Genomic DNA, 14407 nt, shown 5'->3' on the forward strand with positions numbered 1-14407 from the left:
ATGAGGGAGACAAAGCCTTGGCTGCGTCATTATCCAGCGGAAGTGGCGCCGACTTACGAGTACCCGAAACATAATCTAGCACGTCTGTTGGTTGATTCAGCACATCAATTTCCCGAACGGCCGGCCTTGTATTTCTTGGGGAAAGAGCTTTCGTATCGCGAGTTGCTTCATGCATCGTATCAATTTGCTCACGTATTGCTGGATCTGGGAGTTCGACCTGGGGAAAGGGTATCGATTATGCTGCCGAATTGCCCATCAGCGATCATTGCGTATTTCGGTACGCTGATGATGGGTGGAATTGTCGTTATGACGAACCCGTTGTATGTAGAGAGAGAGTTGATTCATCAACTCTCTGATTCGGAAGCCGTCGTCATTATTACATTGGATCTGTTATTTGATCGCGTACAGAAAGCGAAATCGCGGACCGATTTGCGTCATGTCATCGTGACTTCAATTAAGGATTATTTGCCATTTCCTAAGAATTTGTTATATCCGCTTAAAATGAAAAAGGATGGCGCCAAGCTCGATGTTACGTATGGTGATGGCGTTTATCCTTTCAAGAAATTACTGCGTGCAGCTTCGGCTGCGCCTATCTGTGTCGATGTTAACGCAGACGATGATATTGCTTTGCTACAATACACCGGTGGAACGACGGGCTTATCCAAAGGTGTGATGTTAACCCATAGTAATCTAATTGCAAATACGTACCAGACGAGTCATTGGTGTTATCAAGTTCAGCCTGGCGGAGATCGGTTCTTAGGTGCCATTCCTTGTTTCCATGTTTTTGGTTTGACGGTCCTGCTGAATCAAGCGATGTATCGAGCAGGCATGCTAATTCTCATTCCTAAGTTCGATATTGATATGATTCTCGATACGATTCACAAATTAAAGCCTACGATTTTCCCGGGAGCACCTACGATGTATGTGGCGTTAATCAATCATAAACGAGTGAAAGAGGTCGATATTTCCTCGATCAATGTTTGTGTAAGCGGTTCAGCGCCACTGCCATTGGAGGTTCAAGAGCGATTTGAAGAGTTAACCGGAGGTAGATTAATTGAAGGGTACGGGTTGACAGAGGCTTCTCCCGTTACGCATGCGAATCCGATTTGGGGTTTTCGTAAAATTATGTCTATCGGTGTTCCTTTCCCGGATACAGTAACGAAAGTCGTGGATTCCGACACCGGTGAGGAAATGCCGATTGGTGAAATCGGTGAAATCATTATTAAAGGTCCTCAAATCATGAAGGGTTACTGGAAGCGAGAACAAGAAACGGCGAAGACGATCAAAGATGGCTGGTTGTACACAGGGGATATGGGACGCATGGATGAGGATGGATTCTTCTCCATTGTTGACCGGAAGAAGGATCTCATTATTGCGGGCGGTTTCAATATTTATCCACGTGATATTGAGGAAGTTCTCTATGAGCATCCAGCCATACTTGAAGCAGCTGTAGCGGGTGTACCAGATGAGTACCGTGGGGAAACGGTGAAAGCTTTTATTGTGCTAAGAGATGGCATGACGCTCTCGGAAAAGGATTTGGATATTTGGTGTAGAGAGCGACTAGCAGCCTACAAAGTCCCGCGCAAAGTAGAATTCAGGCAGTCATTACCGAAAACGATGATTGGAAAAGTTCTTAGACGTCAATTACTAGAGGAAGAAACTAAGCAGTAAAAGGTTTCTCATCATGCGTAAGGGCAGCCCTTACATAGAAGGAGGGATTCCAATGGATGATGGAAATGATCGGATGATTCGTAAATTGCAGCAACTCGCAGCAGCAGCGGAGCCCACCTTCTGGGGCTTTCTAGGTTGTGAATTTGTCGCCTTGAAGGACGGTGTTATCACAATTGCTTTGGAGGCGAAGCCCCATCATTTGAATCCCATCGGTATGGTCCATGGCGGGGTCACATCATCATTGTTAGATACGGCAATGGGCATCATTGCGATGATCGCTAGACCTGAGGAGAAAGTGGTAACGACGAATTTAAATGTGCATTTCGTTTCTCCACTGTATGCAGGGAGGCTGTTGGTAACTGCGGAACTTGTTCATCAATCACGTAAAATGATTACAGCACAAGGCCGAGTTGAGGATCGTGAAGGCAATTTGGGAACGATGGGAACGGGAACATTTCGTGTAATTTAGTCGAAAGTTTCGCATGTTGGGACCTTCATAACCACGTCGATTGTGGTTGTGAAGGTTCTTTTAGTTGATTCAATGTTATATTTTATAACACTTAATTAACATAGTTCAATAAATATTCATAAAATTTACTTTGATGTTATATTTTCTTACACAAACTCATTGACTGATGGCATTCGCTCATCCTATAATCGATAAAAAGGCATACAGGGGGGAAGCACGATGCATCTTACCATTCGTGAAGCGTTGGCGATTTATCCATTAACGGAAGCAAAGTTGGTAGCAGGCAAGCAAGGAGAATCCCGCATTGTTAAATCGGTCAATGTCATGGACGCGCCAGATATTGCTGATTGGACCAAATCAGGTGAAATGCTGTTCACGACTGCATTCGCGATGAAAGACAGCCCGCAAGAAACTGTGAACCTCCTGCGCAAATTAAATGACCGTGGTGCCGCTGGTCTAGGGATTAAGCTTGGGAGATTTTGGACGGAGCTGCCGCAAATAGTGATGGATGAAGCGGATCGCTTACATTTTCCGATTATTGAAATGCCTTTTCAATTTACCTTTTCAGATGGTATGAATGCGCTATTTAACGCGGAATACCGTCGGAATACAGAACTATTGCAAACGGTCCTAGAGAAGCAGAAGAAGCTGATGCAATTTGGACTACAACCCAACAATATGCTTGCTATGTTTCAACGCGTAAGTGAGATTCTAGGATATCCGATGGCGGTTGTTGGAGCGAGAGGCCAAGTTTTATATCATACAACTAACTGGACGTTAGATCCGCTTGCTCAGAATTGGCCGAGTAAACGGAAAGCTGGATGGGTGTACGCTGGGAAAGATCGAGCGTATCGTGTTGGATTACAACAACAAGATGATGAACCGATAGGTCAGTTGTTTCTTATCCCGGATGTTATGCTGCTAACAACGATTGAGGAAGGTTTGTTCCAGCAAGCTGCTGATATTTTGACCTTTCATATGAGTTATACATTTAGATCCCATGTTGAAGCTTCGGCTGAACGAGATTTACAGAATAATCTGGTCCGTTATTTGGATAAAGGTACGTCTCTTGAAGCGTTTATGGAACAAGCAGAGTCCAGGGGGTTATTCCTCTTTAGGGGTGCTTACCAATGTGTTGTTGGGAAATTCAAGAAAGAGTCATTTATTCCAGAAGCTACTGAGGGGAAACTCAATGACTTAAAGCAATACATGGAGTCTCATTCGAAATCCAGCAACTTACATGGGCATCATTTTGTACTTAAGGATCACTTGTTTTCCATTTATTCCACAACGCAAGCGGATGGCTTCCCAAATGAAGAGCTATCTCAATGGTTAAGTAAATATGAGTCAGATGCGGATCCTTCTTCTGAACAAGTTGGCATGGTGTTCTACACGTCAGCGCTGAAGATGAAACCGAACGCGCTTCGCGAAGCATACTTGGAATGCGGTGAAACGGCGAGAATGGCTGAGAAACTCGGTTTGCCAGACCGTGTTCTACATTATGAAACGATAGAATTCGCACATCTCTTTCAGCATTTGTCATCACCGATCATGGAGGCGTATTGTGCCAAGATCTTGCGCCCTCTCTTAGAGAAGGATCCCGAGTATTCCCAGGAGATGATTCGCACACTTGAAGTTTTTATCCGAACCGATGGTCAAGTCAGCGAGGCAGCTAAGCAATTATTCATTCATCGTAATACGGTTACGTACCGGTTAGAGAAAATTAGTGATCTTCTGCAAGTTGATTTCAAAAAAGTAAATGATCTCTTGAAACTGAAGGCGGTATTCCTGTTCCGTCAATTTTTGCAAGTAAGATCGTAAGGGAAATAACCCGAGGCTGCCTGTTGGCGCTAAGGGTTATTTGTCTTGTAAGTTCTACGCTTACCGGTCTGAAATCACTGTATTTTCTGATGTTAAATTTGCTGTATTTCCTGTTGAAATCCAAATAACTGGGTTTTCTGTAGTTAATTTTTTAGATTTATAGCACATTGGACGATTCTGATGGAATTAACTTCATTTTTTCCATCTAAATCGAATTTTGAGGTGTTTCCCTACTAAATAGATGTATATCTTCCAGTTATTACTTCTGAGGCGAGCCCACCAGTGCCAACAGCTCCGATTATTCAACTGGATTCTTCTATTTGCGAAGGAGTCTAAGAATGCTCATTAGTTGCATAAGCGTATGCGTTACCTTATAATTTTGGAGAGAGCGTAGAGAAAGGAGATGTGAAACATGTCTGCATGGAAAGAGTTAACGACGTTAACTGAATGGCAGGAAGTGCTTGATCGTTCTAGCGAAAAGCCTGCTGTCGTTCTCAAACACAGTACAACTTGTCCAGTAAGTGCGAGCGCACTTGATGAATACGAGCAATATTTGGCTGGTACACACAACGAGGCTGTTGATTATTTCTTGGTGAAAGTGATTGAATCTCGCCCAGTATCCAATCAAATTGCTGAGGACTTAGGTATCAAGCATGCGTCTCCGCAAATTCTTTATTTCAAAGATAAAGAGTCCATCTGGAATACTTCTCACTGGTCAGTGACGAACAAACATATGTCCGCGGTTCTGGACTAATACGGTTACACTTTAAGCCCTTCGTTTTGTCTACGTCATGTAGGTGGAACGGAGGGCTTTTTATGCTGTGTATTAAATGAACGGAGGTCAAAAAAAGATTGGCAAAGCCAAACATCCTCCTATATACTTATGGACGACAACATGACGGAAACGTTCAGTAAGGAGTAACGAATGAATGAATGCAATGAATAAAACCAAAATACCAATCCCGATCTATCTAGTAATAGGCATTATTGCGATATCGTTTTCCGCTATTTTTGTGAAATGGTCAGATGCTTCCGCCTCCATTATAGCCATGTACAGGCTGTTTATGACAAATGTAGTAATGTTGCCATTTCTTTGGAGTTATCGTAACGAATTTAAAAGAATTAAGATGAAAGATTGGCTGCGCACTGCCATATCAGGGATTGCGCTTGGCTTGCATTTTTTGTTCTGGATGGATTCACTGCGATATACGACGGTTGCTAGTTCAACTGCGATATTGACATTGGAGCCAATTTTTGTGCTTGTTGGTGCTTTTTTGCTTTATGGTGTTCGGACAAGCCGGACCGCATTGATTGCGATGTGTATCGCAATTGTTGGAGCTATTTGCATCGGTTGGGGCGATTTTCAATTTTCCGGCGTAGCGCTTAAGGGGGATGTCTTGTCTTTCGTGGGGACGATCGCTGTAGCGTTTCATATGTTACTGGGCAAAAGTTTACGGGAGCGCATTTCCGCTTATGTATACAGCTTTCTCGTTTTCTTATTCGCAGGGTTGACCCTTGCTGTGACGAATGTCTATTCTGGCGAATCGTTTACGGGTTATCCATTGAAGGAGTGGGGGATCTTTTTCTTGCTAGCTGTTGTCTCCACGATTTTCGGTCATTACGTATTTAACTGGCTCCTGAAATATATGAAAGCCTCTTCGGTATCAATGACCGTGCTGGGAGAGCCGCTTGGCGCATCCATTTTGGCATATTTCTTGCTTGGTGAATCGATTACGACGATGCAGCTTTGGGCAGGTGGTCTTCTATTGGTTGGAGTCGGTTTATTCTTGCGCAGTAATGAGAAACCATAGGCGAGGGAACTTGTGGAATAGCGTTATTTCGAACTAAATGACCGTATTTTGCTCATTTGATCGAAATAGCGCTATTTCATCATGCAATTCTATCGTGGAACCTACGTGTGGAGTGAAAAGCGTTATGACTGCCTCTTATTTGGAAGTAGCGACAAATTCTTCTTTAATGGCAGTTAATAATTCAGGTTTGGATAGTACTTCATAGGCTGTATAGGCTAGCGCCTTGGCTGTGAAAAGCATGCTGTCTAGGGCAGGCTCTGTCATGGCAAGATCACGGAATTCCTTGGTATGGAGCAAATACCGCTCGCTGACAACTTTCACGAAAGGGTGAATGGTGGGGCACTGCGTCGAAACATTGCCGAGATCCAGGGAACCATGATCTTTGCCGATTTCGATTTCCTTCGGTTGGATGCCAAGCTCGAATAGTTGATCAGTGAACACGTTAGACAAAACTTCATTGGTACGAAGCTCATCGTAGGAGTACTCATAGTTTGATGTCTTTAGCGTACATCCGGTTTGAAGTGCAGCGCCTTCAGCGCAGTGAAGAACTTTCTGAACGAGCTCATTCGTGTACGTGCGTGTAGCCGAACGAACATAAAATCTAGCGACGGCATAATCCGGAATAATATTCGGAGCTTTCCCGCCTTCGCTGATAACACCGTGAATACGGGCATCCGACTTGAGTTGTTGACGCAATGCATTAATGCTGTTGAATAGCTGCAAGACTGCATCTAGCGCATTAATGCCTTCGTAGGGTTGTGCTGCGGCATGTGCGGAACGGCCGAAGAATTCGTATTCGATCGCATCCATGGCGAGCGATTCGCCCGATTTTTCAAACGTATAATAAGGGTGGGCCATAAGCGCAATATCGACGTCATGGAAAAGTCCTGCAGCGGCCATCGGTACCTTGGCACCTTTCGTTTCTTCGGCTGGTGTACCATAGACGCGTATGCTGCCGCCAGTTTCGGCTAAGACGGATTTGAGGCCGATTGCAGCCCCGATACTCATCATGCAGATGAGATGATGGCCGCAGGCATGACCGAGTTCAGGAAGTGCATCGTACTCAGCCATGTACGCAACAACAGGACCTGGTCGGCCTGAGTCATACGATGCAATGAATGCTGTAGGAATATCCAAAACACCACGTTCGATTGTGAAGCCATGGTGGGCTAATTCTTCTGTTAACCGGGCAAACGCAAGGAACTCTTCATGACCAAGCTCTGGGTTTGCCCCGATAAAGCGAGAGATGTCTTTAAATCTTGCTGCATTGTTTTCTATGGTTTGAGCGATCATTGATTTCATGGTAGGTTTGGCTCCTTTGTTGAATGGTTCTTAACTCCATTGTAGTATATAGAAGCAAGAACTACCAAATGTAAAGACCTAGGATGGTTTATTGAACATTTTAGTAAAGGATAAATTGGAGGGATTAACGATGATGAAATATGGGGCGGAACATGTAGAACACCGATTTGGCTTGTGCTTACTTGAAGTGGAAAGCCGCGGACAATGGCAGGATGTTTATTTGGGTATCCAGTTAGAAGACGGGGAAGTGCTTCCAGAAGGACTAATGGATCCATCTATTCTTGTCATTTGCAACATTGAAGGTGACATTGTACAGATTGTCCTGCACGACGAAGGTTGTGATAGTGAGTTCCAATTCACGTATGCGGAGAAGGAACAAATTGAAACGTATGTCAATCAACATGTAAGCGCAAAAAAAACGACGAATGAACTCCTGTAGGTATCCCTTCCCAAACTGGGCGGTGGCGCATATAGTAATATACGTCATGCTTTAGGGGAGAGGATAGCGATGGAAAAAAGAATTCAATATTTGGCATTTGGTGATTCTTTAACCGTTGGTTATGGTGCTGAGGAAGGTCAAGGCTTCGTTTCGCTGTATCGACAAAGGTTGGAATATTTGCTGAATGTGCCTGTTTCCTTACGTCATGCAGGGACCAATGGTGCCACGACTGCGCAATTACTGGAGACTATCGAATCTGATCCGCGGCTTCAGAAAGATGTTCAAGAAGCAACTCTCATTACTATTACAGCTGGCGGAAACGATCTCATTCAGGCGGCAATTCCTTTCTTTTATGATGGCGATAATACGGTGCTCAAAACAGCTTTACAGACGTATGAATCTAACTATCGTAAACTTATCGCTCAAATTGAAAGGCTGCGGCAAGGTATTCAAACCCCATATTTATTGGCCTTAATTGGATTATATAACCCATTACCGCAGATTCCAGATGCTGCTTATTGGGTGCAGCGCTTCAATTTATTTCTGCGAAAATTAGAGCAGCCGCATATTCGAATCGTGCAAGTGTACGATGCATTCGTTGGTCAAGCGCCGTTGTTTTTGTCTGAGGATGCGATTCATCCCAATGAACGAGGCTATGAGCGAGTGGCTAATCAATTAGAGGTAGCTGTCTCTTTGCAGCAGTTGCAACAACTATTCATGTGACAATGAAATTATCACAGATGACCCATAGTAGAAATATAACGACAGGCGCTGCCAACCAGCACGAATAAGTGTCAGTGGTATGGATTTTCGGGATGCGCCTCCATACATAACTAATAGATTGGACGATGAAACGATGTACTTACCTTCATTTCAACTAAATAATAAAGTGGCCCTAGTGACTGGGGCCGGAAGAGGCATTGGACGAGCGCTCGCAATTGGCTTAGCTGAAGCGGGAGCAGATGTCGTAATTTTTGCTCGAACAGCTTCAGACTTGGAACTCGTTGCGGATGAAATTCGAACATTGGGTAGACAAGCCTATCCGTTTACGGTCGATGTAACGAATCGTGAGCAAATTGAGGCCGCGGTGTCGTCTATCATCCAATGAAACAGGGCGCATAGATATTCTGTATGGACGAATCATTAATATTGCTTCAGTGGCCGGACAAGTAGCGCTGCGGACGGGTGTTGTCTATGCTGCAACTAAAGCGGCGATGATCCAAATGACGAAGGTGCTTGCCCTTGAATGGGGGAAATATGGCATTTTGGTAAATGGCATCGGTCCCTGGTATTTCAAAACGCCATTGACTGAGAATATCCTAAGTCAACCGGATTATTTAGCTGAAATCCTAGCCCGCACACCACTTCGTCGTGTAGGGGAGCTAGAGGAACTCGTTGGGCCAGCTGTATTCCTATCATCGGATGCAGCGAACTATATTACAGGCCAAACGCTGTTTGTAGATGGGGGAATGACAATTTACGGATTCTAGTAAATAGTGACAAATCATAGAGATGTGGGGATTTCCCGAAACCTATTAACAGTTTTCACGTACTAGTAGGGAGGATGGCGGAAAAGGCAGTAAATTGTCGAAACACGTCGTAAATTTAAAATGATCTTTACGTTGTTTCGGGCCGTTTCGAACCGCATAAGCTAGATATTGTTTTCGCCAAATAATAAGAAATGAGTGGACAGCCATGACGACAATCAAGATTATCACGGATAGCAGCTGCGACCTTCCGAGAAGCACTGTAGAGGAAATAGGAGTAGGGATTGTGCCCTTATCTGTTCAATTTGGTGAGGAATGTATGCCGGCAGATATGGAACTTGCTGACTTCTATGCTAGGATGAAGCGGGAGAGTGCGTTGCCGAAAACCTCTAGCCCGTCACCTGGGCACTTCTTGCGTGCGTATCAGAAGGGTGGAGCTGATCAAGATATTCTTGTTTTATGTTTATCGTCGGCATTAAGTTCAACGTATGATCATGCTGTCATGGCCAAAGAAATGCTGCTGGAAGAAGGTTTTACAGGCCGCATTGAAGTCATAGATTCCAAGACAACTTCACTTGGTTTAGGCGTACTTGTATATCGAGCAGCCCAGATGGTGGCAAGGGGCATATCTTATGAAGAGTTGACAGCCACACTCCAACAGGCGGTTACGAGTTCAGGGACTTTCTTCTTCTTGGATACTTTGGAAAATGTGATTAAAGGTGGTAGACTCGATCGCGTCCGCGGTACAGTGGCGTCTGTCCTGAATATAAAGCTTCTCATGAAAGCAAGTGAAGAAGGAGCCATTGAGGTTGTCGAGAAAATTCGCGGATCACAGCAGGCTTTGAAGCGATTGCTTTCATTCCTTGGTGACAAGGAACATGATTACGAGAAGGATGTGATTGCCATCGCGCACAGTAATTGTGAAGCTAGGGCGCGCGTATTCATGGCTGAATTACTGCAAAAGCACCCTTTTCGTAATGTGCTGTTCGCTAATATGGGCACCGTGATTGGCACCTATGCGGGTGAAGGCGGCGTATTAGTCGCTTATTAAGCTGAAAAAAAGACACCTATCTCCCGATCCATGCAAGTGATCGGTGGGTAGGTGTCTTTATTTATTCTGGAAACTCTGTCGTCGTGATCTCCGATTGATCTACATCTACAAGTGGCGATATGTCCCCCGTCACGAGCAGCCATAGCTCATGCAAAGCACGTGTACAACCAACATAGAGGAGCTTCGCATCCATTAGGGTTGTTTCGTAATGCTCTGCTGTCACGTCCATCAGAATAACAGCATCGAATTCTAAGCCTTTGGTCAAATAAACAGGCAGCACGGATATTCCTCCGCGATAAACACGTTGTTTGGATGTAATCAGATTCGTTTCGATTCCAGCAAGGGTCAAAGCTTCATGCAGTTCCAGTGCTTGCTTCTCTGTTCGTGCGACTACAGCGATTGTACTGGAGGTGCCAGCCAATAAGCTCGCAATTGCCTTCTGCACCAGCGGAAGCCGTTCTTGGAGTGAAGTCTGCAGCACGCGAACTTTATTTCCGCTCCGGAAGACCGGTACAGCAAGCAACGGATTACTGACGCCACGCTGGAGCACTGAATTGGCAAACTGGATGATTTCCATGGTCGAACGATAGCTTCGTTCCAATTCGAAATACCCTGTTTCCTCCTCTTGGAACAGACTGGAAAATTCCTTCCAGTCATGAACGCCCTGATACGCATGTATCCCTTGCGATAAATCGCCCAAAATTGTAAAAGAGCTATTGCGTGTATAGGCATCTAAAACCGCCACTTGGAATGGCGAGAAATCCTGCGCTTCATCAATAACGACATGATCGAATAACTGATCGGATGAAGTGCCATGAAGCCGTGTATGAATGTAGAGGAGAGGAGCTAGATCCTCGAGCCCAACTTCTTTCTTTTTGAAAAGCTTAGCGGATGCTGTGACGATAGATTCTGGCAGGTACTGGAGCAAGTCTACAGGTAAACTGTCGGGTCGACCTTTGTCGCTGAACAGCATTTTGTAGAAGGTGAATGCCGTATATTCAGGCCAACTCGTCAAGTAAGTCCGCAGTTTCTGAGCGGATTTCTTCTTCAACTCTTTCTTCAAGCTCTGTTCCCAGACCTTCTCAAGCTGCATCTCCATCCATCGTTTGATCCTCGCAACAACGCGTTCGCGACGTTTAATCAGTGGATAATGCTTATTCTCGACGAAGAACCATTCGCGAATGGTGGCAATCGGTAGTTTAACGCCATCCCAAGGTGAGAAGTCAGCTGTAGGAACGTAAGTAGCTTCAAGTCGATTCAGACAGTCATCGAGGTAACTTTGGAAAGCGATAGCCCCTTTGAAACGACCTGGCGCATGGTCATCGATAGGAGGTCGCTTGCTGCCGAGGGCAAACCATCGTTGAAGCGTGACTTCTTGATCTGTGATTTGCACTTCATGGTCTAACATATCAAGTACCCAGTCTGTAAATGTGCTCTGCTGAATATTACCGACACCGAGCTCGGGCAATACACCTGAGATATAGTCCAAGAACATTGAGTTAGGCGCGAAAATAATCATGCGTTCCGCCCGAACTTGTTCGCGGTATTGATAGAGAAGGAAAGCGAGGCGGTGCAGAGCTACGGTCGTTTTACCGCTTCCTGCAACCCCTTGAATAATGAGTGCGGTATTCTTCGCAGCACGGATAATCCGATCTTGCTCCGCTTGAATCGTGGATACGATATCGCGCAGCTTATTATCTTTATTTTCACCTAAACGGTATAACAGGAACTCATCGCCGACAGATAGGGAGTCTTCATTTCGATCATAAGTGTCGACAACACGCTGAAGAATTTGTTTGCGCACTACGAGGTTTCGCTTCAAATAGACTAAGCCGTCGATTACACCATCCGGTGAGTCATAGGATGCTGCGTCCAAGCCGCCTGTGAAGGAATAGAATAGGCTTGCTACAGGAGCACGCCAATCAATGACGAGTAGTCGTCCTGTTCGTTCGTCTTCCACGCCAGCTTTCCCAATGTACAGCGGTGATGGCGATCCAGTACCCGTTTCTTCGAAGTCCAGGCGGCCGAAATAGGGCTCATCACTGGCTTTGGCTAAATTGTGCCTGCCGTTCTCGCGCAAAACTTCCAGAGCTTGTTCCGTTAAATCAGGACCGTAATAAACAGGAGTTGCGCGTAAGCGTTCCAGTTGTTTATCGATTTCCGTATTCGTTCGTTGGAGCCTTTGAAGTTCTTCTTGATAGGCACTTTGAGTCTTTGTGTCCAAGATCAGTTACCTCCTAAGATCAGATGTTGTCTATACGAATTGTAATAAACAGGTAAACACTATAACACACCTGAGGGGAGATAGAAAGCGATTAATGGAAAATCATCGGCGATGATTTGGGCTTCTGAGGAAAGGAATGGTATACTCAGGAAGTAGGCAATTTAATTAATGGAGGCGAAGGGATTCATGTCTATTTATGATATCGCAGTAACAACGATTTCTGGCGAAAAACAAACACTTTCAGCATATAAAGGGAAGGTGCTTCTTATTGTGAATGTGGCAAGTGCTTGTGGGCTTACGCCGCATTATAAGGGACTTCAAGCGCTGTATGAGCAATACCAAGATCAAGGATTGGTCGTACTTGGTTTTCCTTGCAATCAATTCGCTGGTCAAGAACCTGGGACGAATGAAGAGATCCAAGCATTTTGCGAGCTTAACTACCAAGTAACCTTCCCGTTATTTGACAAGATTGATGTGAAAGGTGAAAATGCCCATCCATTGTACACGTATTTGCTAAGCCATACACCTGAGCAGTATCGCACGGGCGACATTGAGTGGAATTTCGTGAAATTCTTAGTTGACGGAAGCGGGATTGTTGTTAAACAATATAGTGCACGGACAGAACCAGCGGACATAGGTGCTGATATTGAGGCTGTACTAGCCTAAATGAAAGATGAGGTGGACGCGCAATGGGGTCCCACAACGGGTTTATTTATGCCCATCCCGATGATGAAACATTCTTGAGCGGATGCCTCATTCGCCGTCTAGCTGACCAAGGAGAAGACAACGTCTTACTTCTAGCCACTCGTGGTGATGCGGGTAGACAAGGGTTAGAGCGGGCGAAAAATCGGCAAGAACTAGCGGATCTTCGCGAACAAGAGATGCTCGTAGCAGCAGATATCCTAGGGATTTCAGAGATTGAACACTTAGGCTGGCCGGACGGTCAGTTGGATGAAGTTGATTTTGAGACGCTCGTACAACAGATTATTACATTTATACAGCGTTACGAAGTGGAGAATGTCTACACATTTGCAGAGGATGGCGGCAATGGACATCGTGATCATATCGCAATCTCCAAGGCGACTACTGCGGCTGTGCACAGCGGAGCATGCCCAAGCGTAAAGAAATTGTATTATGCCTTTTCTCCGCTGCTGCGCGCGCAAGGATTTCAACCTTCGATTCTAGTGGACACCGAGACATTATGGACGGTCAAAGCTGCTGCGCTTAAGGCTCACGAGACACAGCATGTTACGATAGGTAGACATTTTGGCAATTTGGTGGATTTTCCAGAAGAGCGACGTTGGGAAGCTTTTGTCCTCGGTTGGCAGGATCGAAATGATGAATTGGCAGCATGGTAAAATTAGTTGAAAAGTACCCCCTCAAACCGGACTTTCATTACGAATGACATTAATAAAGCGGGTCATTCGACGTTTCTAGGAGAGTGTAAGGATGTCACTTTGTAATTGTGATAAATGTGGGCGCGTTTTCCTCACGAGATGGGAAACAAGATGTCCAAGCTGTGCGCAGCTTGTTTTGAAGGATTCGAATAAAGTAAAAGATTTTGTTCGAACGTATCCTCGCGCTACGCTTATTGAAATTTACCATCAAACAGGGGTCTCCTTGCAAACGATTAAAGAACTAATGAGGGCGTAGTCGCACCACTAAAGGAGCTTTCGAATATGCCTCATATGATAATAAGAGGAATTAGCGTTCCTCAAATTCAATCGATTAGTACCGCGATGATAACCCAATTAGCTGATGTTTGTTCTTGTGGAACCGACAATTTCATGTTGGAATGTTTGCCGACGGTCTCCATCAGCCAAGGTGAGATATGCGAAACTTATCCCTTTATTGAGGTGGGCTGGTTCGAGCGCGGGCAGGAAATCCGTGATGCCTATGCGGAGGTCGTGACGAGGCATGTCTTATCTCTCGGGATTCCAGAGGTTGAAATTGCTTTCAAGGTATATCGGGAAGATAGTTACTATTGGAATGGGAAGTTGGTTTAATAGGCCAATCTGCTCAAACTGTGCTAGCAAATTAAATTCTTTCATTCATGTGAACCTCTTAATCCACTTTAACGGTGGTGTGAGAGGTTTTTTTGTGTTGTAGATCTCCGCTGGGCCATAGGCTGG

At 45.0% G+C, this 14407-nt stretch carries 13 protein-coding genes and 1 pseudogene; 12 read left to right on the top strand and 2 right to left on the bottom strand.

Annotated features, from left to right (window positions below; translation table 11 throughout):
• From AC58PV_RS08980 to AC58PV_RS09000, 5 genes are all read left to right on the top strand, one after another.
• Complete coding sequence (locus AC58PV_RS08980; protein ID WP_497431922.1) at positions 1–1671, top strand: long-chain-fatty-acid--CoA ligase; 1671 nt, start codon at positions 1–3, stop codon at positions 1669–1671.
• 52 nt (positions 1672–1723) lie between these two features.
• Positions 1724–2140, top strand: a complete 417-nt coding sequence (locus AC58PV_RS08985; RefSeq protein ID WP_497431923.1) for a PaaI family thioesterase — start codon at positions 1724–1726, stop codon at positions 2138–2140.
• Between the two features lie 219 nt (positions 2141–2359).
• Complete coding sequence (locus tag AC58PV_RS08990) at positions 2360–3961, top strand: PucR family transcriptional regulator (protein WP_497431924.1); 1602 nt, start codon at positions 2360–2362, stop codon at positions 3959–3961.
• 412 nt (positions 3962–4373) lie between these two features.
• Positions 4374–4715 (top strand): bacillithiol system redox-active protein YtxJ, encoded by a 342-nt coding sequence (gene ytxJ, locus AC58PV_RS08995; RefSeq protein WP_441992397.1) that lies wholly within the window; start codon positions 4374–4376, stop codon positions 4713–4715.
• A gap of 175 nt (positions 4716–4890) precedes the next feature.
• Positions 4891–5772, top strand: a complete 882-nt coding sequence (locus AC58PV_RS09000; RefSeq protein ID WP_497431925.1) for a DMT family transporter — start codon at positions 4891–4893, stop codon at positions 5770–5772.
• 135 nt (positions 5773–5907) lie between these two features.
• Here the strand turns inward: AC58PV_RS09000 and AC58PV_RS09005 are convergent, their stop codons facing one another.
• Positions 5908–7074, bottom strand: coding sequence for a M20 family metallopeptidase (locus tag AC58PV_RS09005; RefSeq protein WP_497431926.1), 1167 nt, complete (start codon positions 7072–7074; stop codon positions 5908–5910).
• Between the two features lie 130 nt (positions 7075–7204).
• Between AC58PV_RS09005 and AC58PV_RS09010 the strand changes: the two genes are divergently transcribed.
• From AC58PV_RS09010 to AC58PV_RS09025, 4 genes and pseudogenes are all read left to right on the top strand, one after another.
• On the top strand, positions 7205–7513 hold the full coding sequence (locus tag AC58PV_RS09010; RefSeq protein WP_497431927.1) for a hypothetical protein: 309 nt from the start codon (positions 7205–7207) through the stop codon (positions 7511–7513).
• Between the two features lie 69 nt (positions 7514–7582).
• Positions 7583–8236: a GDSL-type esterase/lipase family protein gene (locus AC58PV_RS09015; protein ID WP_497431928.1), complete on the top strand. Its 654-nt coding sequence runs from the start codon at positions 7583–7585 to the stop codon at positions 8234–8236.
• Positions 8237–8369: 133 nt separating this feature from the next.
• Positions 8370–9003: pseudogene (locus tag AC58PV_RS09020) on the top strand (SDR family NAD(P)-dependent oxidoreductase).
• 205 nt (positions 9004–9208) lie between these two features.
• A complete protein-coding gene (locus tag AC58PV_RS09025) occupies positions 9209–10051 on the top strand; it encodes a DegV family protein (protein ID WP_497431929.1) in 843 nt (280 codons plus the stop codon).
• A gap of 61 nt (positions 10052–10112) precedes the next feature.
• On the opposite strand, the gene AC58PV_RS09030 is transcribed toward AC58PV_RS09025, so the two are convergent.
• Positions 10113–12275: a HelD family protein gene (locus AC58PV_RS09030; protein ID WP_497431930.1), complete on the bottom strand. Its 2163-nt coding sequence runs from the start codon at positions 12273–12275 to the stop codon at positions 10113–10115.
• Between the two features lie 186 nt (positions 12276–12461).
• On the opposite strand from AC58PV_RS09030, the gene AC58PV_RS09035 reads away from it, so the two are divergent.
• The 3 genes from AC58PV_RS09035 (at position 12462) to AC58PV_RS09045 (ending at position 14281) form a co-directional block, all read left to right on the top strand.
• A complete protein-coding gene (locus tag AC58PV_RS09035) occupies positions 12462–12941 on the top strand; it encodes a glutathione peroxidase (protein ID WP_497431931.1) in 480 nt (159 codons plus the stop codon).
• A gap of 23 nt (positions 12942–12964) precedes the next feature.
• Positions 12965–13633, top strand: a complete 669-nt coding sequence (locus AC58PV_RS09040; RefSeq protein WP_497431932.1) for a PIG-L deacetylase family protein — start codon at positions 12965–12967, stop codon at positions 13631–13633.
• Between the two features lie 321 nt (positions 13634–13954).
• On the top strand, positions 13955–14281 hold the full coding sequence (locus tag AC58PV_RS09045; RefSeq protein ID WP_497431933.1) for a DUF1904 family protein: 327 nt from the start codon (positions 13955–13957) through the stop codon (positions 14279–14281).
• Positions 14282–14407 lie beyond the last annotated feature (126 nt).

The organism is Paenibacillus sp. J22FR83 (genome assembly GCF_059691955.1).

Coding starts and splice junctions, on each gene's coding strand:
- AC58PV_RS09005 (WP_497431926.1), bottom strand. CDS start 7,074: ATGAAATCAATGATCGCTCAAACCATAGAAAACAATGCAGCAAGATTT.
- AC58PV_RS08985 (WP_497431923.1), top strand. CDS start 1,724: ATGGATGATGGAAATGATCGGATGATTCGTAAATTGCAGCAACTCGCA.
- AC58PV_RS09025 (WP_497431929.1), top strand. CDS start 9,209: ATGACGACAATCAAGATTATCACGGATAGCAGCTGCGACCTTCCGAGA.
- AC58PV_RS08980 (WP_497431922.1), top strand. CDS start 1: ATGAGGGAGACAAAGCCTTGGCTGCGTCATTATCCAGCGGAAGTGGCG.
- AC58PV_RS09035 (WP_497431931.1), top strand. CDS start 12,462: ATGTCTATTTATGATATCGCAGTAACAACGATTTCTGGCGAAAAACAA.
- AC58PV_RS09040 (WP_497431932.1), top strand. CDS start 12,965: ATGGGGTCCCACAACGGGTTTATTTATGCCCATCCCGATGATGAAACA.
- AC58PV_RS09045 (WP_497431933.1), top strand. CDS start 13,955: ATGCCTCATATGATAATAAGAGGAATTAGCGTTCCTCAAATTCAATCG.
- ytxJ (WP_441992397.1), top strand. CDS start 4,374: ATGTCTGCATGGAAAGAGTTAACGACGTTAACTGAATGGCAGGAAGTG.
- AC58PV_RS09015 (WP_497431928.1), top strand. CDS start 7,583: ATGGAAAAAAGAATTCAATATTTGGCATTTGGTGATTCTTTAACCGTT.
- AC58PV_RS09000 (WP_497431925.1), top strand. CDS start 4,891: ATGAATGCAATGAATAAAACCAAAATACCAATCCCGATCTATCTAGTA.
- AC58PV_RS09010 (WP_497431927.1), top strand. CDS start 7,205: ATGATGAAATATGGGGCGGAACATGTAGAACACCGATTTGGCTTGTGC.
- AC58PV_RS08990 (WP_497431924.1), top strand. CDS start 2,360: ATGCATCTTACCATTCGTGAAGCGTTGGCGATTTATCCATTAACGGAA.